At 34.9% G+C, this 23,853-nt stretch carries 28 protein-coding genes and 4 pseudogenes; 16 read left to right on the top strand and 16 right to left on the bottom strand.

The window, feature by feature from the left end:
* Positions 1-225: 225 nt before the first annotated feature.
* Positions 226-1,977, bottom strand: coding sequence for a dihydroxyacetone kinase subunit DhaK (gene dhaK / locus NHG49_RS05145; protein WP_258125592.1), 1,752 nt, complete (start codon positions 1,975-1,977; stop codon positions 226-228).
* Positions 1,978-2,155: 178 nt separating this feature from the next.
* On the opposite strand from dhaK, the gene dhaS reads away from it, so the two are divergent.
* The gene (gene dhaS, locus NHG49_RS05140; RefSeq protein WP_000204216.1) at positions 2,156-2,722 is read left to right on the top strand and encodes a dihydroxyacetone kinase transcriptional activator DhaS; all 567 of its coding nucleotides are present in this window, start codon (positions 2,156-2,158) and stop codon (positions 2,720-2,722) included.
* A 19-nt stretch (positions 2,723-2,741) separates the two neighbouring features.
* Positions 2,742-3,740 carry a DhaKLM operon coactivator DhaQ gene (gene dhaQ, locus NHG49_RS05135; protein ID WP_098103359.1) on the top strand — a complete coding sequence of 333 codons (999 nt, stop codon included), beginning with the start codon at positions 2,742-2,744 and terminating at the stop codon, positions 3,738-3,740.
* Between the two features lie 98 nt (positions 3,741-3,838).
* Here dhaQ and NHG49_RS05130 read toward each other — a convergent pair whose 3' ends face one another.
* The 3 genes and pseudogenes from NHG49_RS05130 to NHG49_RS05120 form a co-directional block, all read right to left on the bottom strand.
* Positions 3,839-4,492 (bottom strand): DUF2306 domain-containing protein, encoded by a 654-nt coding sequence (locus NHG49_RS05130; RefSeq protein ID WP_098103358.1) that lies wholly within the window; start codon positions 4,490-4,492, stop codon positions 3,839-3,841.
* A 148-nt stretch (positions 4,493-4,640) separates the two neighbouring features.
* Positions 4,641-4,895: pseudogene (locus NHG49_RS05125) on the bottom strand (hypothetical protein); the annotation flags it as partial.
* Positions 4,896-4,940: 45 nt separating this feature from the next.
* Complete coding sequence (locus tag NHG49_RS05120) at positions 4,941-5,567, bottom strand: VanZ family protein (RefSeq protein ID WP_064473778.1); 627 nt, start codon at positions 5,565-5,567, stop codon at positions 4,941-4,943.
* Positions 5,568-5,727: 160 nt separating this feature from the next.
* On the opposite strand from NHG49_RS05120, the pseudogene NHG49_RS31890 reads away from it, so the two are divergent.
* The 4 genes and pseudogenes from NHG49_RS31890 to NHG49_RS05100 all read left to right on the top strand — a co-directional run.
* Positions 5,728-5,805: pseudogene (locus NHG49_RS31890) on the top strand (TetR family transcriptional regulator); the annotation flags it as partial.
* 193 nt (positions 5,806-5,998) lie between these two features.
* Positions 5,999-6,310: an ArsR/SmtB family transcription factor gene (locus NHG49_RS05110; protein WP_064473777.1), complete on the top strand. Its 312-nt coding sequence runs from the start codon at positions 5,999-6,001 to the stop codon at positions 6,308-6,310.
* A gap of 282 nt (positions 6,311-6,592) precedes the next feature.
* Entirely contained in the window at positions 6,593-7,768 is a 1,176-nt protein-coding gene (locus tag NHG49_RS05105; RefSeq protein WP_064473776.1) for an MFS transporter, read from the top strand.
* An 897-nt stretch (positions 7,769-8,665) separates the two neighbouring features.
* Positions 8,666-8,770, top strand: coding sequence for a YjcZ family sporulation protein (locus tag NHG49_RS05100; protein WP_075310385.1), 105 nt, complete (start codon positions 8,666-8,668; stop codon positions 8,768-8,770).
* A 105-nt stretch (positions 8,771-8,875) separates the two neighbouring features.
* Here NHG49_RS05100 and NHG49_RS05095 read toward each other — a convergent pair.
* Positions 8,876-8,995 (bottom strand): annotated as a pseudogene (locus tag NHG49_RS05095) (ATP synthase subunit I); the annotation flags it as partial.
* Positions 8,996-9,032: 37 nt separating this feature from the next.
* Between NHG49_RS05095 and NHG49_RS05090 the strand changes: the two are divergent.
* The 4 genes and pseudogenes from NHG49_RS05090 to NHG49_RS05075 all read left to right on the top strand — a co-directional run.
* A pseudogene (locus NHG49_RS05090) lies at positions 9,033-9,404 on the top strand (dihydroxyacetone kinase subunit DhaK); the annotation flags it as partial.
* A 169-nt stretch (positions 9,405-9,573) separates the two neighbouring features.
* Complete coding sequence (locus tag NHG49_RS05085; RefSeq protein ID WP_154131894.1) at positions 9,574-9,717, top strand: hypothetical protein; 144 nt, start codon at positions 9,574-9,576, stop codon at positions 9,715-9,717.
* A 92-nt stretch (positions 9,718-9,809) separates the two neighbouring features.
* Entirely contained in the window at positions 9,810-10,166 is a 357-nt protein-coding gene (locus NHG49_RS05080) for a hypothetical protein (RefSeq protein WP_081257056.1), read from the top strand.
* A gap of 26 nt (positions 10,167-10,192) precedes the next feature.
* On the top strand, positions 10,193-10,627 hold the full coding sequence (locus NHG49_RS05075) for a hypothetical protein (RefSeq protein WP_064473774.1): 435 nt from the start codon (positions 10,193-10,195) through the stop codon (positions 10,625-10,627).
* A 143-nt stretch (positions 10,628-10,770) separates the two neighbouring features.
* Here the strand turns inward: NHG49_RS05075 and NHG49_RS05070 are convergent, their stop codons facing one another.
* From NHG49_RS05070 to licT, 7 genes are all read right to left on the bottom strand, one after another.
* A complete protein-coding gene (locus NHG49_RS05070) occupies positions 10,771-11,142 on the bottom strand; it encodes an ATP synthase subunit I (RefSeq protein ID WP_064473773.1) in 372 nt (123 codons plus the stop codon).
* Positions 11,143-11,181: 39 nt separating this feature from the next.
* Positions 11,182-11,766: a CDP-diacylglycerol--serine O-phosphatidyltransferase gene (gene pssA / locus NHG49_RS05065; RefSeq protein WP_098111561.1), complete on the bottom strand. Its 585-nt coding sequence runs from the start codon at positions 11,764-11,766 to the stop codon at positions 11,182-11,184.
* Positions 11,759-12,217 (bottom strand): MarR family winged helix-turn-helix transcriptional regulator, encoded by a 459-nt coding sequence (locus NHG49_RS05060; RefSeq protein ID WP_064473772.1) that lies wholly within the window; start codon positions 12,215-12,217, stop codon positions 11,759-11,761. The genes pssA and NHG49_RS05060 overlap by 8 nt, the downstream gene beginning before the upstream one ends.
* A 154-nt stretch (positions 12,218-12,371) precedes the next feature.
* The gene (locus tag NHG49_RS05055) at positions 12,372-13,811 is read right to left on the bottom strand and encodes a 6-phospho-beta-glucosidase (RefSeq protein ID WP_098111562.1); all 1,440 of its coding nucleotides are present in this window, start codon (positions 13,809-13,811) and stop codon (positions 12,372-12,374) included.
* A gap of 95 nt (positions 13,812-13,906) precedes the next feature.
* Positions 13,907-15,799: a beta-glucoside-specific PTS transporter subunit IIABC gene (locus tag NHG49_RS05050; protein ID WP_088047905.1), complete on the bottom strand. Its 1,893-nt coding sequence runs from the start codon at positions 15,797-15,799 to the stop codon at positions 13,907-13,909.
* 54 nt (positions 15,800-15,853) lie between these two features.
* A complete protein-coding gene (locus tag NHG49_RS05045) occupies positions 15,854-16,033 on the bottom strand; it encodes a hypothetical protein (RefSeq protein WP_064473769.1) in 180 nt (59 codons plus the stop codon).
* A 63-nt stretch (positions 16,034-16,096) separates the two neighbouring features.
* Positions 16,097-16,945 (bottom strand): BglG family transcription antiterminator LicT, encoded by an 849-nt coding sequence (gene licT, locus NHG49_RS05040; RefSeq protein ID WP_064473768.1) that lies wholly within the window; start codon positions 16,943-16,945, stop codon positions 16,097-16,099.
* A 558-nt stretch (positions 16,946-17,503) separates the two neighbouring features.
* Here licT and NHG49_RS05035 point away from each other — a divergent pair.
* Positions 17,504-17,770: a YmzC family protein gene (locus tag NHG49_RS05035; RefSeq protein ID WP_064473767.1), complete on the top strand. Its 267-nt coding sequence runs from the start codon at positions 17,504-17,506 to the stop codon at positions 17,768-17,770.
* 153 nt (positions 17,771-17,923) lie between these two features.
* On the top strand, positions 17,924-18,034 hold the full coding sequence (locus tag NHG49_RS05030) for a YjcZ family sporulation protein (protein WP_000505686.1): 111 nt from the start codon (positions 17,924-17,926) through the stop codon (positions 18,032-18,034).
* A gap of 119 nt (positions 18,035-18,153) precedes the next feature.
* Here the strand turns inward: NHG49_RS05030 and NHG49_RS05025 are convergent, their stop codons facing one another.
* The 3 genes from NHG49_RS05025 to NHG49_RS05015 all read right to left on the bottom strand — a co-directional run bounded on the left by NHG49_RS05025 (position 18,154) and on the right by NHG49_RS05015 (position 20,320).
* Complete coding sequence (locus NHG49_RS05025) at positions 18,154-18,708, bottom strand: HPP family protein (protein WP_000065737.1); 555 nt, start codon at positions 18,706-18,708, stop codon at positions 18,154-18,156.
* A 118-nt stretch (positions 18,709-18,826) separates the two neighbouring features.
* Positions 18,827-19,411 carry a CGNR zinc finger domain-containing protein gene (locus NHG49_RS05020; protein WP_064473765.1) on the bottom strand — a complete coding sequence of 195 codons (585 nt, stop codon included), beginning with the start codon at positions 19,409-19,411 and terminating at the stop codon, positions 18,827-18,829.
* Positions 19,412-20,074: 663 nt separating this feature from the next.
* Positions 20,075-20,320: a hypothetical protein gene (locus tag NHG49_RS05015; RefSeq protein ID WP_000013675.1), complete on the bottom strand. Its 246-nt coding sequence runs from the start codon at positions 20,318-20,320 to the stop codon at positions 20,075-20,077.
* A gap of 199 nt (positions 20,321-20,519) precedes the next feature.
* Between NHG49_RS05015 and NHG49_RS05010 the strand changes: the two genes are divergently transcribed.
* From NHG49_RS05010 to NHG49_RS04995, 4 genes are all read left to right on the top strand, one after another.
* Positions 20,520-20,645, top strand: coding sequence for a YjcZ family sporulation protein (locus NHG49_RS05010; protein WP_000540377.1), 126 nt, complete (start codon positions 20,520-20,522; stop codon positions 20,643-20,645).
* Positions 20,646-20,869: 224 nt separating this feature from the next.
* Complete coding sequence (locus NHG49_RS05005) at positions 20,870-21,211, top strand: PadR family transcriptional regulator (RefSeq protein WP_000683187.1); 342 nt, start codon at positions 20,870-20,872, stop codon at positions 21,209-21,211.
* Entirely contained in the window at positions 21,204-21,686 is a 483-nt protein-coding gene (locus tag NHG49_RS05000; RefSeq protein ID WP_098653137.1) for a hypothetical protein, read from the top strand. The genes NHG49_RS05005 and NHG49_RS05000 overlap by 8 nt, the downstream gene beginning before the upstream one ends.
* Positions 21,683-22,210 (top strand): permease, encoded by a 528-nt coding sequence (locus NHG49_RS04995; protein WP_141549791.1) that lies wholly within the window; start codon positions 21,683-21,685, stop codon positions 22,208-22,210. Before NHG49_RS05000 ends, NHG49_RS04995 begins: the two co-directional genes overlap by 4 nt.
* Before the next feature lie 42 nt (positions 22,211-22,252).
* On the opposite strand, the gene NHG49_RS04990 is transcribed toward NHG49_RS04995, so the two are convergent.
* Positions 22,253-23,728 (bottom strand): MDR family MFS transporter, encoded by a 1,476-nt coding sequence (locus NHG49_RS04990; protein ID WP_098251795.1) that lies wholly within the window; start codon positions 23,726-23,728, stop codon positions 22,253-22,255.
* Between the last annotated feature and the right edge of the window lie 125 nt (positions 23,729-23,853).

The following is a 23,853-nucleotide window of genomic DNA, read 5'->3' as shown; positions in this document are numbered from 1 at the left end:
CCTTTTTTTATAATATATTGCTTCATAAATGATTATCTTAAATATTCTAACTATTTTCAATATATTAATGTTGAGAAATATTAGTTGTAGTTTTGAAATAAGATTTTATCAAAAATATTAACAAACTCATATTTTACAGAGAGAGCACCGAAAGAAATGTTCTACATATAATCAACCAACTATATAAAAGTCCCTCCAGCTTAAGGCAGAGGGACTTTCTAATTTCTATTTCAAACTACCCGCAATCTCCGTAAAGATAACCCCAAGCGCATGTGCACCTGCATCTGGATAGCCTAAGCTTCTTTCACCAACTGTACCGGCGCGGCCCATGCGAGCAACGATTTCTTTCGTGTACTCTGCTCCTTTAACTGCTGCTTCTGCTCCTTTCTCAAAGGCAATTTTCATATCTTCTTCGTTTGAAGCGCTAGCTAACCAAGAGTCTACACATGGAGCAAGTGCGTCAACAAGTGTTTTGTCACCAACTACTGCTCCTCTACCGAATGATCTTTCACCGATAGATTGTATGCCTTGCAGTGCTGCTTGCAACATTTCAGCGAATTCTTTCACTGTTAACTCACGTTTTTCGCCTGCTGCTTTACTAGCTGCGCGGAATGCTCCGCCCCAAATTGGACCAGATGCGCCGCCGCAATGTTCCATGATAATCATTGAACAACCGTCAAGGAATGATCCGATCGTTACGTTCTCTTGATCTACAATAGAATGCCACTCACGTTTTAGTTGCTTAAATCCTTTTGCAACACTCATTCCGAAGTCGCCGTCACCCGCATGTGTATCTAACTCACAGAACGGTACTTCGTTTTTAATAATAACGTCACTCATTTTATCAACGAGATAGATCATGTTGTTTAATGTAATGACATTATCTTTTATAACAGCATGCTCTTCCGCTGTTTCTATTTCGAAGGAAACTTCTTTCTCTTCTACATCTTCAAGTACATTCACGTACTCTACACTTTCAACTGGTCCATCTACTTTAAACGCTGGTGTATTACATTCTTTCGATAGTAATGTTTTTAGCTCATCATCTAGTTTCATTACTGTTAAAGACATACCAGCCATATCGATACTCGTCATATAGTTGCCAACGAATACTCTGTTTATTTTAATGCTTCTAGCAGCTAGTTCTCTCGTAACTGCGTTGTTAAATAAGTAAAGTTCTTGCAGTGGTGTTCCGCCAAAACCGTTAACTAAAAGCGCAATTTCTTCGCCGTCTTTTACTCCTAAATCTTTCATTAAATCATTTGTCATACGGTTAGCTAATTCATCCGCTGACAACATTTTTTCGCGTTTAATTCCTGGTTCGCCGTGAATACCTACGCCGTATTCCATTTCATCTTCCGCAAGTGTGAAAGTAGGTGATCCGCTCGCTGGAACTGTACAAGACGTCAACGCTAAACCGATTGTACGCACGTTAGCCGCTGCTTTTTCTGCGACAGCTTTCACCGCTCCTAAATCCATACCTGCTTCTGCTGCTGCGCCAGCAATTTTATGAACGAGAATAACGCCCGCAACGCCGCGGCGTCCTACTGTATATAGACTATCTTCTACCGCAATATCATCATCCACTTTTACGTAGTCAACTTCAATTCCATCTTCCGTCGCTAAATGTGCTCCGTTTTTGAAATTCATAATATCGCCGCTATAATTTTTAATAATTAATAACGTACCTTTTTTACTAGCTGTCTCTTTAATCGCTTGATACACCTGAATTTGTGAAGGCGACGCGAACACATCTCCGCACACTGCCGCATCTAACATTCCTTTTCCGACTAATCCTGCATGTGCTGGCTCATGACCACTACCGCCGCCACTAATTAACGTTACTTTATTTTCGTTCATTTCTTTCTTCTTAATGACTTTATATTTTTTCAAAAGCTCAAGCTCTGGATGAGCCATAACCATTCCGTTGCACATTTCCATTACTAATGTTTCTGGTTTGTTTATAATCTTTTTCATTGTGATTCTCCCTCAATTCCTTTAATATATTGTGATATATTTGAAATCTTCTTCTTACTATCCATGTTAAAATGAAAGCGTTTTATAGTAAACGGACAAAATGGACAATCTGTCTAAAGACACCGCTCTCATTTGTAGGTAGGATTTTCATATTACTAACATTCTAGGGATGATTCAGATGACCTCTTCTATAATTTCTAAAAAGATAATCGCAAATTCATTGAAGTATTTAATGGAAACAGAGTCGTTTCATAAAATATCAGTGAGCGATATTATGTTACACTGTCAAATGCGTAGGCAAACTTTTTATTATCATTTTAAAGATAAATTTGAGCTATTAAGCTGGATTTATAGAGAAGAAACGAAAGAAAACATTATCGACTTTCTCGACTATGAAACGTGGGAAAATATTTTCGATTTATTATTTGATTACTTTTATGAAAATCAAAAATTTTACCGAAATGCTTTTAAAGTCATTGAGCAAAACTCGTTTAATCACTATTTATTTGAGCATACGAAAAACTTATATATGAAGATTATTGATGAACTATCGATGAGCTGTGGATTCAGCCTTTCTGATGAGACGAAAAATACGATTGCCTCTTTTTATAGTCACGGCTTCGTTGGAACGATTAAAGATTGGATTGAAAGCAAATGCGAAGTAGATCCGTCCATTATGTCTTCACTCATGAAAAATATGATAAACAATCAATTACTACTATTACTGGAGCAATCGGCAAAGTAATTAAAGGGTGGCAAAAGCAATGAAAAAGATTATGAATGATGTACAAAATATCGTTCAAGATATGATGCATGGCTTTTATTTTGAACATAACGACAAAGTAAATTACGACGAAACACATAACATCATTTATGTAAAAGATATCGAAAAAATGAAGCAAAACGTTGTCATTATAAGCGGCGGTGGTAGTGGACACGAACCTGCTGATATTGGTTATGTAGGAAACGGAATGCTTACGGCGGCAGTAAATGGCTGTATTTTCACTCCGCCTACAGTGGAACAAATTACAATGGCAACTCGCTTAATGCCCAAAGATAAAAGTATTTTATTCATCATAAAAAACTTTAAAGATGACGTAGCAAACTTTTTAGCGGCAGAACAAATCGCAAAAGAAGAAGGAAGACAAATTGATCACATCATCGTAAATGACGACGTTTCAATTGAAGATGATGCTTCGTTTAATAAAAGAAGACGTGGCGTCGCTGGTACTGTTTTCGTTCAAAAAATACTCGGTGCGGCCGCTCTTGCAGGTCACTCTTTAGATGAACTAACAACACTCGGCCGTTCTATCGCCGAAAACTTACACACATTAGGAGTCGCCCTTTCACCTGCAAACGATCCAGTGAAAGGAAAAGCTTCATTCACATTAAACGACGATGAAGCCTTTTATGGCGTCGGTATCCACGGCGAAAAAGGCTACCGTAAAGAAGCACTATCCTCTTCTGAAATATTAGCGATCGAACTAATGAACAAACTAAAAAGCATTTATCGCTGGAGAAAAGGTGACAACTTCGCCATTCTCATTAACGGACTAGGCGCAACTCCATTAATGGAACAATACATTTTCGCAAATGACATTCGTCGTTTATGTGAGCTGGAAGGTTTACATGTGGAGTTCGTAAAAGTTGGTACCCTTCTAACTTCTTTAGATATGAAGGGTGTTTCGCTTAGTTTGCTTAAGGTAGAGGATTCGGATTGGGTGCAGTGGTTGAAGGAAAATACGGAAACTGCTAGTTGGTAATACAAATAAAAATAGGATGGCTTCAATGGGCCACCCTATTTTTGTATGTAATTCAGCTATAAAAAAATTTCTGCCCTCAATATTACAGCAAATTTACATTAAAAATGTAAATCCTCATTTCCTTCGTATTTTCCTTTATTAAGTCTTTTTCTTATGAATAATTCTGCAACAATTAAATTGGGTACCCACGCTAACCAAGCAATAATAGCGTAACTAAGTTCAAACCGCTCTATTCCAAATAGAACGATAAACAACGGTAGCCAAATTCTTAATGTAACTGCTCCAAAGGTTAAAGAATAATTTCTAATCATCCAATTCCGATGCTCTTTAATTTTTTTATTCTTAACTCTATTTAATGCTTGATATGCTGATGTTAGCCAAAATACGGATAACAAACCGAAACCTAACTTCGCTACCAACCCTCCCGTAGCATAAAAGGATAGGTACAGTCCAGAAACGCCTCCTAATAATATACCAAACATATAGATTCTCCCAACTATTCGATGACGGTTGATATTCTTTTCTCTAAATTTAGTGGATAATGTAAAAGGGCCAGTTACTAATGCTACTATACTAGTTGTAATATGTATAAATAGCATCATATACCAGAACGCACTTAATTTAGATCCAAACATAAGCTTCGCTTTTACAAGCCCTGTTTGAAATCCATCCATAATAAAATATTGGACAACAACATAGCCAGTTACTAAAAGAGCAAAAAAAGTAAATACAAACCAAATTTTCCTGTTCAAATTTTACTGCCTCCTTATTACATTAAGTAATTAGATTATACATTACTGTTCATTCTAGGGAAAAATAGAAAAGCATTCTTCATACATAAAAACCCTCAAGTATATCGTTCTATACTTGAGGGTTTATTCATTTATTCCTTCTCGTCTCTCATTTTCTTAAATCAATAATTAGCTCACCTGTAATCTGCTCAAGATGGAAAAACCTTTTTATATAATAGGTATCAGACCATTTCTCTTCTCCACCAATAATAAATAATTCTTGCGCATCATACATAAATGAAAAGCTTGGATAGAAACTGTCCGCTTTTATTTCAATCCCACCAGTACGATTACTGACAATCTTACAGTCTGCTGAATAGCTTAATAGCGTATAGAGAGAATCTTGTGCTGATTGGAAGAAATACTAGAATCATTTTATAAACGAGATCGCAACCATCTTATTGGAAGCTTACAGGTCTCCAGGATAATAAATGAACATCGCACCTACAAATGAACACACTAAACAAAAAATAGCTTCGTATTTTATGACTAAAGAAGAGTTCGTATCAAGCTTTTTTCCCTCTCTTTTACATATCATTTTAAACATTTTAAATAAAACTCTATATATTACATACCCAACAATTGCCCCGAGGGTATTCGTAAATAGATCATCAATATCTGTAATTCTATTATTTAGTAATTGATTTAACTCAATTGCCAATGAAAAAAAGAATCCTGCACATACTGTGTTTTTCATTTTTCTAAACTGTGGCCAAATAGCCGGTAATAAAAAACCGAACGGCATAAACAGTACAATATTCAAAAGATACGTCGTACTACCTGCCGTATCAAATAGAGTCAAGTTAATTTGATTTACACGAATCCACGTTTCATATCTACTTATATCCCATACAGTCGCGATTTGCGTCACCTTATACACTAGCGAAAGGTAGAATAGAAAAACATATACCCATAGAAAATGCAGAATAGATATATTGTTTTTCGCTTTAAAATAACATCCAATTTGAAACACAATACAAAACATAATAGTAAAGAAATAAGTATACAAATAACTCATCCAAACTTCTGTATGCATGTGGAATCCCCTAACTTTACAATTTCATCTATGACTTTGTCGTTTTTAGTATCCTTCTTGATGTAACTTGTTTATAGGATAGGAAAAACTTTTAAAATAAAAAGTGGGGTAAATATAAAATTTTTCTTAAATCTTCACATGCAACCCTTGTAGTATATAACCATGTGAATCGTTTGTTCAGTTAAAACATGAAATTAAGAAATATATGAAGTACTATAATCACTCTTTCTATCAATAGAATGTAAAGAAGATGACTCCTGTTTGCATACAGAAATCATCTTTTTTAGGTTGCCTAACTTTTTTAGAATGTCCTTTACAAAGGGTACAGATCAAGAGCACCTTATTCCTATTCAAGGGGATCAACTATACCTTATTTCCTTAAAATCACTAAAACCCATTTACAAATCTATAAAAGTAGATATAATATCCTTATGGAACCTTTATTAATTTATAAAGCATTGTCAAATGAAACAAGATGTCAAATTTTATCATGGTTGAAAAATCCAGAAAACCATTTCGATGAAAAACCTTATCTAGAACAAGGCCTTAACTTTCAAGTTGGCGTATGTGTAGGAGATATCCAGCTTAAAACTGGCTTAGCCCAATCGGTTATTTCTAGTTATTTATTAACTATGAAAAAAGCAGGCTTACTAGAGTCTGATCGAATTGGAAAATGGACCTACTATCGTCGAAATGAAAAAACAATACGAAAGTTTTCTGAATACGTCCAAAACGAATTATAAAATGAAAGCTAATAATCAACATACTAATTGATTATTAGCTTTCATACATTCTGCTTTTTACAGGTATCCAATGACTTTTGTATAAATTGCACTGCCTATAAAAGCAAGAAACATCGAAAGGAGAAATTTTTTTAACATATCATATCTAGTTATTTAGATATCTGTTATTGTATTTAAAATTACATACGCCTGATCATATTGGCATCCAATCATGCTTATAATAATGCTTCTTTGTTAATGAATTTACTTTCAAAATACTGATACGAATGGAGAGTTTTATAAATGAAAAAAGTAAATCCTTTACTTATTCTGACACTCGCAATAGGTGTGTTCGGAATTATTACTACCGAGATGGGTATTGTCGGCGTATTACCACAAATCACTGAAAAATTCGGAATTTCAACTACACAAGCTGGATTTTTAGTAAGTATATTTGCACTAGTTGTTGCTATTTCTGGTCCGTTCTTAATTCTGCTCGTCTCTAGTATGAATCGCAAAATAATTTTATTAACAGCAATTTTCATATTTGTTATTTCAAATTTAATCTACGCTTATACAACGCAATTTGAAATCATGCTTATTTTTCGTATTTTACCGGCAGCGCTTCATCCACTCTTCTTTTCAATCGCTCTTGTAACAGCAGCTAAACTTGTCCCTCCAGAAAAGAGCGGTCAAGCGGTTACAAAAGTTTTCATGGGAATTACTGTTGGCTTTGCTTTAGGTGTACCACTAACCTCTTACCTTGCAGACCAATTTTCACTCGAAATGGCTTTCTTATTCGGAGCATTCGTTAACACTGTTGCATTCATTGGAATACTACTCCTACTTCCTTCTATGCCTGTTAAAGAAAAAATGTCTTTCGGCAAACAAATTCGTATACTCGGCAAACCAGGATTATGGTTAAATATTTTAACCGTCACATTCCTTTTTGCAGCCATGTTTTCCGTATACAGCTACTTCGCTGAGTACCTTGCAAAAGTAACTTCCATGAATGGATCTCTCATCAGTATCATGCTATTCATATTTGGTATAGTTATGATTTTAGGTAATCATTTATTTGGTGGTCTTCTGCAAAAAAGCATAATAAACACTGTAATATCATTCCCTATTCTATATTCTATTGTTTACATATTGGTTTATTATTTAGGTTCCTACCTTGTTCCCATGATTTTTATAGTATTCATTTGGGGAATCGTACATGCTGGTGGATTAATTGTTGGTCAAACATGGTTAATAAGTGAAGCTAAAGAAGCACCCGAATTTGGTAACAGTCTATTCGTTTCGTTCTCAAATCTCGGAATTACTTTAGGAACTACTATTGGAGGCTGGTTCATTTCAAACTTAGGTATTCACCAGCTTATTTGGTGCGGATTTATATTCACACTACTCTCATTTCTATTAATTATAATAAAACTAAAATTTTTCAATTCTAATAGCCAGGCTTCATTATCAAGCTAGTACATTTTCAGTTCCAAATTCGATAAAAAACATTATAAATTCTTCTTATAAGATTTTATTAACTAAAAAGTATAATGCTCAAAGCCTTTAGCCATAATTACGACTAAAGGCTTTTTTGTATATAAAGTGAAACTTTAATCAGTGGGGGTTTTCTTCATCCCCACTGATTATTAGTTGAACCAATCGGACTTTTATGAGCAGTTGATCCCCTACCTAACTTCTTTGCTTTCGCTGAATTTTGAGGTGGGGGTCTTACTGCCCATTAAAGCGGGATAAAAATAATTCTAAAAGGAGCTAATTTTATGGAACATAATCAAAATGGAGTACTTGCTTTAATTGTTTTGTTTTTAGGATTAGTGTTTTTTGTTAGTGGAATGGTTTATCATTTATGGGGTTCTTTTTAATGGTATGATTGTAATCACTCATAAAGTGAAACTTTAATCAGTGGGGGTTTTCTTCATCCCCCACTGATTATTAGTTGAACCAATCGGACTTTTATGGGCAGTTGATCCCCCACCTAAATTCTTTGCTTTCGCTAAATTTTGAGGTGGGGGTCTTACTGCCCATTAAAGCGGGATAAAAACCCTCAAGTATGTCGTTCCTTTATTAATTTCAACGTTTAGACAGATACATAATTCAAAAACTAAAACGTGTATTGCAATTATCGATATGAAATATTTCCAAAAACAACTTAACATGGTAAAATAATATTCGGACGGGAGTCCAATATTATTAAAATTAAGATGGTTCAAGTCGGAGGAAGGCACCTTAAGGTGTCTTTTCTTTATTTTCAAAAGGACCTGCTCCATTATTGTGTAAAAAACATAAAGTAAGTTGAATCCATTAAAATACATGAGTGACCCCTTGTTTTCCCCTCTTATTAAAGGAGGAACTATTATGGGATTTGGTGGTAGTTGTAGTAGTAATTGTGGCGGCGGCTTTGCTTTACTAGTTGTATTGTTTATTTTATTGATCATTGTTGGAGCTTCTTGCTTCTGCTAAAAAACTATCGGAAAAGACACTCTTATATGGGTGTCTTTTCTTTGTAATAAAAAGCTCTCTATAAAGGAAGGTTTTCACATCCAAATTAGTGATTTACACAGCACTTTATTCCTTCGCATCCCTCATACTATAATACCCCAAATTAACAATAATCAAGAAATACCCACCCATAATTCCAGCAGCAAATGTCCACATGAATTCATGGTGTTCAATTTCATACAACACAAAAGCTATTGAAATAGCTACTTTCCTTGCTTTTAAAAACGCTGATAAAGTCTTTTGCGTTGTCGGTATTCGTGTTGAAAAAGATTACTGTAAAGAAGCGCTGTCCTCTTCTGAAATATTAGCAATCGAACTAATGAATAAACTAAAAAGCATTTATCACTGGAGAAAAGGGGACAACTTAGCCATCCTCATTAACAGACTCGGCACAACGCCATTAATGGAACAATACATTTTCGCAAACCATATTCGCCGTTTATGTGAGCTTGAAGGATTACAAGTTACATTCGTAAAAGTTGTTACCCTTCTAACTTCTTTAGATATGAAAGGTGTTTCGCTCAGTTTGCTTAAGGTAGAGGATTTGGATTGGGTGAAGTGGGTGAAGTCCGATGCTGGAGTGGGTAATTGGTGATAAAACAAGGTGGGACTCTAGGTTCCCATCTTGTTTTTTATATGCACCTAGTTAAAAAAATCCTAACAACCACACAAAACGAAATTCTGATAATATAAAATAGATAATCATTTCTATATGGAATTTTTTTCATATACATAGCTATCTTATTTAAGGGGGATAAAGAAAGTTGAAAATTTTAGTAACACCTGAGCTATTAGAAGAAACAGCAAATAAATTTAAAAGTGCACAAGAGCAATCACAACAACAACAACAACAACAACTGGAAATATCTATTTTAGTAATAAAACAATCATTGGATATCAAAGTTTAAATGGTATTACCCATCAAATACAAAAAATAAACAATGAGCAATTATATGTAGAATCAAAGACTCTTTTACAACTTACAATTAAAGAAGATCATTTGCAAAATAAAAAGTATGGATCAATATCTACTGACTTAATAAAAAACATTCAAAAACTAATAACACTACCCTCTCAAGAAAGTATTAAAATTTTAACTGCTCATGATTTTGATATAAAATCTGCAGAAAAATTCCTACAAGACCTAAAAACAACAAAAAATATATATAGCGTAATAAAACTTGAAACAAAAGATAATAAAGAAATTACTTCTGATAATGGCTTCTTTATTATTGAAACCAAAGGAAAACAATGGTTATTTTCTCAAAATGAACAAAATGATGGAACATTATCATTAACGAACCTCAATGATGTCCTGTTTGAGCAAAAAATAAATCAATTACTTAACAATCGCTGAAATTAAATTGGAGCTGATTTTTATTCATGAATAGACAAAATTCTTCTAATAACAAAGGTGATTCCTCAAATAAAATTGCTGCTTTTATTGCGGCGCTAGGAGCTCTATTAGTAAGTGTAGAAGTATTATCTAATTTTTTTATAATTTTTTGGTTAATGATAATAGCAATAACAAATTTAATAGTTATATTTTATCTTCAAATTAGTGTTTTTAGTTTAGTAACAACAATCCTTTTTGTAATCTTTTACTTTATATACAAAAAGTTATTTGCACATTCTAAATTCGTAGAAATCTTTTCAAAATATAATATGATTATTACAATAGTTTCTTTATTAATTTTAAATGTTTTATACATATATCAAAAAATGTTTAACGGTGCATTAATTACTCCTGTGGTAATCATTATTACATGGTTAATTTACAAATTTATGTTTAAAAAAATAAAAAATAAGAAGAGCTAGTTTTATAGAACATACTCAAAATGGAGTACTTGCTTTCATTGTTTTATTTTGGGAGAAATTTATTGTAAGTGTTAATAATCCGCCTCAAGTATATCTTTCCATGCTTGAGGTGGAGGTTAATTTCTAATTTAAAATATACTAATCTATTTCTCCGCATCTCTCATACTATAATACCCCAAATTAATAATAACCAAGAAATACCCACCCATAATTCCAGCTGCAAATGTCCACATGTACTCACGGTGTTCAATTTCATACATAATAACTGCGCCGAGTATGGCGGCTGCAAACCGATTCATCATGCCAAGCATTGGTGCTTTTTCTTTTTGTACGATGCTATTTCCGAACTTTTCAATACGCCTTCCTAAGATCCAGGCGCAGTACATACTAACTAAAAGGCCAACGCTTATCCCTACAAACTGGGCTGAAAAAGGTGTCAGCAACCATCCCAATAACATCACGCCTAGCAAACAATATATTTGTATGTTGAATGATCTTAATGCGATACGAATCATGTTATGCTCCTTTATCTTTCTCATTGTAATACCGTATCATCAATCCCATCTTTCGGACTTCAAACCTTCCGATATATCCTTTTTAAAATGGGGGAATTTGATTTTGCTCACCATTAAATAAGCGAGTACGCATGTGCCCAATGCCACGGAAACTGGATTATGTAGGAGGCATAAAATGAGGAGACACATTGCCGCAAATGGAATGGGCATTCCGATGAATGTTGGGAGTTTGCTTTGTTGTGTATTAAATCTCGCAAGCCGCAGCATTCCGCAAATACTATACGCAAGGGCACCTATCATCCCAATAAACTGCAAATCTTTTAAAGCGACACTATATGCAAGAATAGACGGTGCCACACCAAAGGTCACTAAATCCGCAAATGAATCTAATTCACCGCCCATTTCCGAAACAGAATCTAGTTTCCGAGCGACCATACCATCAAACAGATCAAATACCATACCTGTAATAATGAACATAACTGCACCATACATATCATGAACGAAAACAGCGTGAATAGCCAAAAGCCCACACACAAAATTTGCTATCGTAATCATATTTGGTATGTAACTCATCACACGCTTCTCCTCCTTTCTACTAATTGCTTCATCTTGCTTCTTACTCATTAGACTCAAGATCCTTCTGCTTTTCTTCCAATATCACTTTATTTATTTTTGTTAACGTATCCGTCATTTGCTCTAAGGCATTGATATCAATTTTTGAGAAGTATTTTTCAATTAATACATCATCTAACTTTGCCAATTGCTCTATATACTTACTACCGTTTGGACCAATTGTAAGGAAATACTCCCTTTTATTGTTAGGATTAACTTGTTTTGAAATCATCTGTTGCTTTTCCAATTTCGATAAAACTTGGCTCACCGCACTTTTCGTTATATTAAACGTACTCGCAATGTTATTTGCTGTCGTATTTTCATTTAAATGAATATGAAATAGCATGCTCTCTTGCTGCCCAGTAAGACCGAACTCATCCTTTAAATCTTGAAATAGTAAAATGTAGAGTTCCGTGTAGGCTCGATTCATTTCATTAATTACTTCTTTATACGATTTAGTCATAGCATTCTTCCTCCATGCTGTTATTTCGTTTTCTAATAGTTTAGTTCACTTAACTAAACTATATTATACCTTTATGTTCGTGTAAAGGGAAATGTCGCTCCATCATTCACAATGAAAAAAAGAAGACATCCATTAAGATGTCTCCCTTTCATACTTAAGACTCCAAACTCTTACCATTCGTCTTAATTACTTCCTTATACCAATCAAAACTTTTCTTCTTCGATCTTTTTAATGACCCTTTTCCTTCATTATCTTTATCAACGTATATATATCCGTAACGTTTTTTCATTTCTCCAGTAGAAGCACTTACAAGGTCAATTGGGCCCCAGCTTGTATATCCAATAATATCTACTCCATCTTGGATTGCTTCGGACATTTCAATCATATGCTTTTGCAAGTAATCAATACGGTATTCATCATTCACTTCGTCTTCACTATTTAATTGGTCAATTGCACCGAGACCATTTTCAACAACAAATAACGGTTTTTGGTAACGATCATACAGTTGGTTCGCTGTAATACGGAAGCCTTTCGGATCAATTGTCCATCCCCACTCTGATTTTTCAAGATATGGATTTTCAACAGAACCGAATACATTCCCACTCGTTATGCTTTTTAACACTTCTGGATCTGTACTTGTTGCTCGGCTTGAATAGTAGCTAAAGCCAATATAATCAACTGTATGCTCTTTTAAAATTTCCTCGTCTTCTTTTTCCATTTCAATTGTTACATTGTTATCTGTAAAGAAGCGTTTTGCGTATCCAGGATATGCTCCTCTTGCTTGTACATCAATGAAGAAGAATGATTCACGGTCTTGTTCCATCGCACGAAGAACGTCATCTGGATTACATGTGTACGGATACGTTGCACCCGCAGCAAGCATACAACCGATTTTTGCATCTGGAATGATTTCATGACATGCTTTTACAGCTAACGCACTTGCGACAAGTTGGTGATGCGCTGCTTGATACTGAATTTGTTTTTTGTTATCCCCTTCTTTAAACGCTAGACCTGCTCCCATGAAAGGTAAATGTAAAAGCATATTAATTTCATTAAACGTCATCCAATATTTCACTTTATCTTTATATCTATTAAAAATAGTTTTTGCGTACGTCTCGAAGAAGTTTACAAGTTTTCTACTTCTCCAACTTCCATACTTTTCTACTAAATGAACAGGTACATCGAAGTGAGCCATCGTAACAACTGGTTCAATACCGTGCTTTAACAGTTCATCAAACAAATTATCATAAAACTGTAATCCTGCTTCATTTGGCTTTTCATCTTCACCACTTGGGAAAATACGCGTCCACGCAATCGATACACGTAACGCTTTAAATCCCATTTCTGCAAAAAGAGCGATATCTTCTTTATAACGATGGTAAAAATCAATCGCCTCATGTGAAGGGTAAAACTCTCCTTCTACCGGTGTAAAGGAATGAATATTTCCTTTCATAATATCCCAACGGTTTTCACCAGTTGGTAATAAATCAACCGTCGTTAACCCTTTTCCGTCTTCTACATATGCGCCTTCAACTTGATTGGCTGCAGTTGCTCCACCCCATAAAAATCCTTTTGGAAAATTAACTTTAGACATATAGAAAAACTCCTTTATATAAGAATGAACGAAGAAAGCTATTGTAAGTTTTAAAGAATACCTTTCTTCGTTTGAACCTGTATGAAATGTAACTACTATTTAACTCCTAACTTTAGTAAAGAATCTCCTGCTTGAATCTTTTCTATTTCCGTTTTTTTGATGCTATATTTATCATAATTTGTAACAACAACTGGTGTTGTCACAATATAACCCGCCTTTTGAATTTCAGCTATATTAAACTCAATCAGTAATTGCCCTTTTTCTACTCTCGCTCCTTGTTCAATACGAGAAGAGAAAAATTCACCATTTAATTTCACAGTATCCATCCCAATATGGATTAAAATTTCAGCACCTGAATCCGCCGTAATTCCTACTGCATGATTCGTCGGGAACAGCGCAGCAATCGTACCTGAAACTGGTGAAAACAACTTTCCTTCTGAAGGCTCAATCGCAACTCCTTCACCTAGCGCACCTGATGCAAATGCAGCATCGTCAATGTTTTGAAGCGGCATAACGGCGCCATGGAAAGGACTAAAGATTACTTCATCATCGTTTGATGCAGCAATTTTATTACTTGTTTCCTCTGTTTCTGTAGATGTTTTCTTTTTCGTAAAACCAAATAAGTAAGTCAGAATAAAACCTACTATTAAAGAAACAACCATTGAAACAATTGCTCCCCAAAATCCAGCACTAATCCCATCTTTCGGACTAATAAATGTCGGAAGCGTAAATATACCAAGTCCGCCTGTCATATAAACTTGTGTACCAAATACGCCAAGTATTGCGCCGCCAATTCCTCCCGCAATACAGCTCATAATAAACGGCTTTTTAAGAGGTAGTGTAATGCCATAAATCGCCGGCTCTGTAACGCCGAAAATACCTGAAATAAAAGCTGGAATGCTAAGTGTTTTTAATTTCTTGTCTTTCGTTTTCATCCAAACGCCAAGCACAGCACCAATTTGAGCAAATGAGGCAGCAAATATAAGCGCTAATATTGGATCAACACCGTTTACTGCTAAATTGTTATAGCCAATCGGAACAACGCCCCAATGAAGGCCAAATATGACAAGTACTTGCCAGAAAGCACCGAGTAAGGCACCCGCTACTAATGGACTTGCATGATACACCCAAAGCGTCGCCTGTCCTAAAAACTGACCTGCCCACGTCGCGATTGGGCCAATAACGAGAAATGTAATTGGTACAACGATTAATAATGTGAAGAATGGTAATAAAAATGTTTTCACAACATCCGGAATCACTTTCTTTAAAGACTGTTCTACTTTCGCTCCAAAATAAGCAGCGAGAATAATTGGAATAACAGATGATGCATAGTTCATTAAAATAACTGGTATTCCTAAAAACGTAATATGAATTGGTGATTCAAACATCGTCCCTGCAAATAACGTATATAATGGCTCAGTTGCTTTTAAACCGGATAAAGCTGGATAAACTAAAGCTCCTCCAATTGCCATACCGATGAATGGTGAGCCTCCGAATTTCTTACTTGCTGTATAACCAAGGAAAATCGGGAAGAAATAAAATAACGAATCGCCAACTGCATTTAATATTTGATACGTTCCTGACTGCGTACTTAACCAGCCTAACGCTACAAATAGTGCATTAAATCCTTTAATCATCCCTGTTGCAGCTAATACTCCTAAAATAGGAGTGAAAATGCTAGAAAGAATATCTATAAGACTACTCTTTTTCTTCTCGCTCGTATTCTCTTCCTCAGTTTCTTGAAACCCTCCAGCAGCGATAACCGCTTTGTATACGTCAGATACATGGTTACCAATAACAACTTGATATTGTCCGCCGCTTTTCATAACAGTCACAACATCTTCCATACTTTTCAGTACTTCTGTATTTGCCTTTCCCTCATCTTTCAACTGAAATCGTAAGCGAGTGATACAATGTACAACGCTATGTATATTTTCTCTCCCGCCGACATTCTTCAGTATGTCTTTTGCTAATTTTTCATATTTCATAGTAACTTTCCCTCCCTACAATCATCCCATTTTTTATTTTTATAAAGTGAAACTTTAATCAGTGGGGGTTTTGTTCATCCCCCACTGATTATTAGTTGAACCAATCGGGTCTTTACGGGCAGTTGATCTTCCACCTAACTTCTTTGCCACAGCCAATTTTAAGGTGGGAGTCTTACTGCCCGTTAATACGGGATAAAAGAAAAAACCTAAACTAACCGTAACGGCGTGATACATACGAATCACTCCATTACAAGTCAATTTAGGTTTTGCCTGCCAAACAGTAACAATCCCGTTTATTCAATTACATAATTCATTGCGTTTCGTTACACGATGAATGTGCAACGTTACATACACTTTTTCATCTTTTGAAAGATGACTATTATGTGCTTTTCGTAAGTATGCTTCAATTTTTTCTGTACAACAATATGCCTCTTCATACTTACTTTTCACTTGCTCGTATAAAAAATCATCATCGGCCGAGTTCAATTCCTTCTGCATTAAACGCTGCGCAAAATACCGTAAATGCGTTACAAACCGACTATAATTAAATGAACTTTCATCTAAGTTCATCTTATAGTGGTACTTTACAACATTTAAAATATCTTGGACGATTTTCGTCATCGCTATCGTTTGTTGCATCGCCGGCTCTCCTTGCTGCGCATTCACGAAATGTAGTGCAATTGACCCTGCTTCATCTTCAGAAAGTGTAAGCCCAGTCTCTTCTTCAATTATGTTCAAAGCTTGTAGACCAATTTCAAACTCTTTCTGATAAAATCTCTTAATCTCCCAAAGCAAAGTATTTTTGAGATCCATTCCTTCTTTATGCCGCGTTAAGGCAAAACTTAAGTGATCCGTTAATGTAAGATAAATATAATCACTTAAAGTCCCCGGCAAAGCTGTCTTAGCAAACTGAATAATTCTCTCTGTAATCTCTAAATTTTCTACAGGAATTTCAGTTAGCAACCTAGCAAGTTTCTCTGATAATTCTTTTGTCTCTAGCACAAAGGTCTTTTCTATCTTAGATTCATCAATAGCATCGCCAACTTTTTTCTGAAATCCCAAACCTCTGCCCATCAGTACAACTTCTGTCTCATTATCCTTCATCGTACAAACAACATTGTTATTTAAGATTTTATGGATTCTCATATTGTTCCGCCTTCTTCTTCTTAAAGTCACAAAAGGTAATAAAAAAACCTAAACTGATTCCAAAAGCCACACTACACCCGTAGCCTCTAGATCAATTTAGGTTTTGCCTGCCGAACAGTAACAATCCTTTTACTTATTAACTTACCTTTATTATACACAAAGAGTAAGCGGTTGCAATAATAAATTATTGAATATTTTTTTACAAAGAAAAATACTAACAATCGATCAGCTGTTGCTTGCATTCATTACAAGACTAGATATATACATCATTATATTTTACAATTACCGTAGATAACTTACGTATTTTACCATATTTACCATCCTGAATAATCAAACATAATCATTAATAAAATTCCATATAGACCCAGTAATGGTTAAAATGTTATAATAAAATTACCCTACATAGTTACTCATATTCAAACTGAGGAACTAGCGTCTTATTAAGCAATGCGCATAACTCAAATAAAAAAGACACTTTACAGTGTCTTTTTTATTTATTTTCATAAGAATTATCTCTTTTATTAACAAAATCTATTAAACAACAAAGGAGACTATCGAATGGAGAATACTGTATCGAGAGAACTACGTAACATACGTATATGCCTTATTATCTTGATCATTGTCATTGCGTTTTGGGATCGTGAGAAAACTGTGGAAATCACTGATCAAGGTAGTGATCCTATCGTAAACACGAGCAATATGACCCCAGTTGGCGATAATACATTTGCCTATAAAGACGAATCTAATCAAATTAAAATATTTAAGTTTGACCCGAATACAAATGAAATAAAACTAATAAAAGAGTTTTATGCTAACGAATATTAATGAAATTACATTGGACAAAAGGCACCTCAAGGTGTCTTTTTTATTTTCAAAAGGACCTGCTCATGTTTATACTTCAAAACATAAAGTAAATGGAATCCGTTAAAAAACACGAGTGACCCTTTGTTTTCCCCTCTTATTAAAGGAGGAACTATTATGGGATTTGGTGGTAGTTGCGGTGGAAGCTGCGGTTTTTCTGGAGGATTTGCACTATTAGTTGTATTGTTTATTTTATTAATCATCGTTGGAGCTTCTTGCTTCTGCTAAAAAACTATTGGAAAAGACACCCTTATATGGGTGTCTTTTCTTTGTAAACTAAAAAAGTATGAGAAATGAAAACATAGTAAAAATGGGATACTTACTCAAATGGTTTTTCACCTTATAAATTATATCCAAAAAGTTGGATAGCTCCTTTTACTACTCATATTATTAATAAATAAAGCAATAACTACAATAACAAGGGAACCAACTAAAACCGGTGTTACTAAATAACTCCAACTGTATGCTCCTAAAATAACGACAATGGGATCAGCCCCTGCCGGAGGATGCGTTGTTCTTGTTAACATCATAATAGCAATCGACATCCCAACTGCTAAAGCAATTGTCCAATATTCATTTCCAAACAAATGATATATTGATAGACCAATGAAAGTTGAAATCAAATGTCCTCCAATAATATTACGCGGCTGAGATAGCGGTGCATTCCAAACTCCAAACGCTAATACACAACTCGCTCCAAATGGAGCCATTAATAATTCTGTAGAAGTTATACTCGTTAAATATGTTAAGGTGAGAATCGTTAAAAATCCTCCTAATAATCCCGTTAAAGAGTCCTTTATATTTACTTGTAATGGACTTCTTCCTTTCCCTTTCATTTTTGCAAAATATCGTACACTTATTGGTTGATCCTCTTTCTGCTTAGCTGCTGTTATATTACTCATCATTCTCCTCCTTTATTTACCAATAATTATATCCCGAACAAACTAACCGATCAACATTGATTTTAGAGGTTAGTTTAAAGACGCAGAAAAAAAGAATCAACTGTTATAAGTTGATTCCCTAAACTTCTTCAGATTTTCGAACCTGAAATTTTGCTACCTTTTTTCGGTTCCCACATATTTTCATAGAACACCATTTTCGCTTTCCACTTTTATCTATAAATAATAAAACACAATCAGGGTTTGAACACCTTTTAAGAGAAATAAGCTCATTTTCTACTATTAACGTTAAAGCATCAAATGCAATTAACGATACAAGTACATCCTCAATTTCTCCAACTGGAATAGGTACTAAACTCTGTTCAATAACTTTATATGTAAATGGTGCCTTCTCAATTTGTTTTTCTAAATACGTAATAAAATCATCAGAGATTTCGTGCTGATCGGCAATTGCCTCAAACTGTTTTCTCAGTAATTCTCTTAGCTCCAGTATGCTAGATGTAACTTGATTCATTCGCTTTTGAATTCCTATAAGTGTTTTTTCATTCCAGAAAGGAAGATTAACCTTTATTACATGTAGCCATTCTAATACATCTTCATCTGTTATTAATAAATCATAACGTTGTCCACGCCTAACTAACTCTGTATTCACTAAATCTAATGAGAGATTTCCAGATATAAGCGGGAATTGTTTTCTTTCCTGCATGTACTCATCACCTACTCTTTAAACAATCATATTCCAAATTAATACAGAAGTGCAACTTTTTTATAAACTACAAAGTATGAAGAGCAAAACCTTTAGCCATAATTACGACTAAAGGCTTTTTGTATATAACTCAAAGAGGAGCTAACTTTATGGAACATAATAAAAATGGAATGCTTGCTTTAACCGTTTTGTTTGTAGGACTAGCATTTTTTGTTATCGGCATGGTTTATCATTTATGGGGAACAGCTTAAAAATTAATAGTAATCCATTTAGAAGAAATTCAGATACAACATCCGGGTCTTCATCTCATTAAGCACCAATAATCTTTTTCCTAGTCATGAAACCCCTCATAATGCTTCAGGGGTTTCCACCTTAAAACAATTATAAAAAAAGGCCCCATCAATGGGGCGCTCAAAAAATAATATAAGTAAATGAATTAAAACAAATAACAGACAACTAAAATATATAAGATTAACATCACATAATCTATATATATGCAATATTACATAAAAAATCTTTATTATTACATGCTATACTAAAAAAGGAGTCGACAATCGTTATTTTCTTCTTATTTTTAAAGCAATATGGATATACCTTCTTAACTTATTTGGATTGTACAAGCAAAAGAAGACATCGTAATCGATGTCTTCTTTTCTTATATTTTTATGAATTCTTTTGAGCAGATGCTCTCCAAGCACGAAAAGATGTCGGGTGTCCAGAATGAGCTCTTTGCTTTGCAGCAGCAACAGCTGGTTTTTCTTCAATAGTCGTTGGTTTCTCTTCCACAATTGCTGATTTTTCTTCAAGAGTAGTCACAGCTGTTTGTATTTTTTCCAACTGCTCTTTTAAAGCTTGCTGTTCAATCTTTAAATCCGTAAGTAATCGTAAAATCATTTCAGAATTGGCCATAAAGATCCTCCTTCCCCCAATACACAGAATAAAATACAATATGTCATCAGCATAATACCCGTGACAAAATAAGGTCGTCAATTCTTATAAAATCTAAGCATCTTTTATTTTTCAAAAGGACCTGCTCAAGTTTATCCGTAAAAACATAAAGTAAATTAAATCCATTAATTAAATGGTCTTTATGGAAGGAGGAGTTAATATGGGATATGGCGGTAGTTGTGGTGGAGGCTGCGGTTTCGGTGGCGGATTCGCTTTACTTGTTGTACTCTTTATCTTATTAATCATCGTAGGAGCTAGCTGTTGGGGCGGCGGATTCGGCTGCTAATAAGAGGCACTCTTGAGAGTGTCTTTTTTTTTGTTTTTGGATGTACAACCCCTTCTCATTGGTAGTTTATCAACGGTAATAGTTAAAAAATAGTATCCTTGTAATTCCCCCCTCGAAATTCGCACATTTTAAAATTGACATAACACCTCATGCACCATATACTGTTAACAACAGTATACTGTCATTAACAGTATAAATCCCAATTCATTCTAGGAGGTATATCCATGAAACATACAGGAAGACATACAGGTGCGTTTCTTTTGTTATTTTTGGCAGAAGGAGATAACTATGGCGGGCAATTACTGCAAAAGTGCGAAGAAGAACTTCCCGTCAATCCAATCGATAGCGCTATTTTATATCGCACGCTAAAAAAATTAGAGAACGAAGGTGCAATCGAATCTTATGTAAGTACAGATCATCAAGACAAACCGAGAAAGATGTACAAAATTACGCCTGCTGGAAAGGAACAATTGGCAGATTTTCAAATGGATATTGAAGAGAAAATGAAGAACTTATCTTTTTTCTTAGATAAATATAAAGACTTAAAGGAATCTGATCATGATTAACGGCGTGATCCTTTACACTTTAGCCATTATTCTTACGGGGATTTCTTTTATGAAGGACCGCACGAAAACGAAAGAAGCTCTAATGAAGTCATGGAAAATGTTTCGCAATCTTCTACCTGCCATGCTTTCCATCATGCTATTCGTTGGCTTATCGCTTTCTATATTAACGCCGTCTTTCATCTCTTCCATCATTGGAGAACAGTCCGGATTTATCGGCATTGTTTATTCAGCGATACTCGGCTCCGTTGCACTTATTCCAAGCTTCGTCGTATTTCCTCTCGGTAATACATTAATTCAACACGGCGCAGGCCTTCCTCAAGTTGCAGCACTTATGTCTACACTCATGTCAGTAGGGCTTACAACATTACCGATGGAACAAAAAATATTCGGACGAAGCTTTGCTTACGCACGTAATGCATCTGCTTTGCTCATGTCTCTCCTATTCTCCTATATCATTTGGGTGGTGATGGTATGAAGGAACTAAAAAAATATCGCTTCTTTTTCATCTTACTACTGGGGCTCATTGTATTAACTTTTATAAATCAATCTTTAGGATGGAGCGCATTACAATTAACAGGGAATAGCATTTTAGATATGTTGTTTCTACTCCCACCTGTCCTACTATTTGTAGGATTACTTGATCAATGGGTGAAGAAAGAAACGCTTATGAAATATATGGGCAAAAATTCCGGCGTATACGGAATCTTATTCTCTTTATTATTAGGCGGCATTGCAGCTGGTCCTCTCTACGTTGCCTTCCCGATTGCAGCACTACTCTTACAAAAAGGTGCAAGCATTCGGTACATCGTATTTTTCTTAGGCGTTTGGACAACTGCGAAATTGCCAATTCTCGTGTATGAATTTTCTTCATTTGGAACTACTTTTACACTCATTCATATTGGTTTCGGGCTAGTATTCTTTTATGTAATGGGGGTTCTTTTTGAGAGGTTTTATGATCAGGGGCAGTTGCTAAGGTATGATGTTACGGAGGAAATGTAAAAAGACATCTTTATCTCTTAAAGATGTCTTTTTATATAAACCTTAATTCTCGTTCTGTAAAACACTCGCTGCCTTTACTCCCTTTTTCTCTTCTTTTAAAAACAGCGATACGATACATGCAATAATGATAAAGACTAACCCTAGTGCAAATGCACCTTGGAATCCAGATGTTAAACCATTTAACTTCTCTACTGGATCCATTGGATTTGCGGAACTTTCCATATAGCTAGCTGTTCCTGAAGACATTTTCGAAATAAAGATAGCCGTACCAATTGCGCCAGCTACTTGTTGTAACGTACTAAACAGTGCTGTTCCGTGCGGATATAAATCTGGTGTTAATTGATTTAAACCGTATGTTTGTGCTGTCATGACAAACATGAGTCCAACCATTAATACGCTATGCATGACAATAATTTGTACCATTGATGTATCAGGAGTAATGCCTTTAAATAAGAACATTGCAATCCCCACTAACACAATACCAGGAACGATAATAACTTTCGGACTAAATTTATCAAATAGTTTACCTGCGATTGGTCCCATTATGGCGCTAATAACACTTCCCGGAAGCATGATGATTCCTGATTTAAAGGCTGTAACGAGTAAAACTGTTTGCAGGAACATCGGTAATAAAGTCATCGTTGAAAATAACGACATCATCACAATGACAATTAATCCAACTGATAATGTAAACATCGGAACTTTAAATGCTCGTAATTCTAAAATTGGATTCTCAATTTTCAATTGTCGAACGACAAAAATACATAATGAGATAAGCCCAACAAGTAAAGTGCCATACACTTTGGCATCAGACCATCCTAAATCACCCGATGCACTAAAGCTATACACAAGTCCGCCAAATCCTAATGTCGATAAAACGATAGATGGATAATCTACTTTTGGCCTTGTTAACTCTGAAACATTTTGAATGTACTTCATACCAATCATAATGGAAATAATCACGATTGGAATAACAACATAGAATAACCAGCGCCAATTTAATGAATCCACAATTACTCCAGATAATGTAGGACCAATTGCCGGAGCTGCCATCATCACAAGTGCGATTAATCCCATTGTCGCACCCCGTTTTTCAGGCGGACAAATGATTAAAATCGTATTCATTAATAACGGTGTAATTAATCCCGTCGCTACAGCTTGGACGATACGGCCGACTAATAAAACGGAAAATGTCGGTGCGAATCCCGCAATTAATGTACCGACTAAAAACGTTACCATAGCGATCAAAAACATTTGTCTTGTTGTGAGCCATTGCTGAAGTAACGCTGTAATTGGAACTAAAACCCCAACTACTAACATGTAAGCTGTAGAAAGCCATTGAATCGTTGAAGCTGTTACGCCAAATTCTTTCATTAATACTGTTAACGCATTACCAAGTAACGTTTCGTTTAATAATGCAACCATTGCCCCTAAAAGTAATGCAATTAAAATGGGGGTATGTTTCATATTAGAAGTATCAACTTTGCCACTTGTAGGGCTCTTTGTTGTCATATTCATTTACAGATTCTCCTCCTGTTTCTTACTAAAAAAATTTAAATACACCGGAACACATGTAATATAATATACATATGTAGATTAAAAAGGGAGAATCAATTTTCAGCCATTGTATATTTAATCTACAA

It is taken from the genome of Bacillus sp. IBL03825 (genome assembly GCF_024712505.1).
Lineage (GTDB): Bacteria > Bacillota > Bacilli > Bacillales > Bacillaceae_G > Bacillus_A > Bacillus_A wiedmannii.
This window is presented reverse-complemented; position numbering and strand designations above follow the sequence as displayed.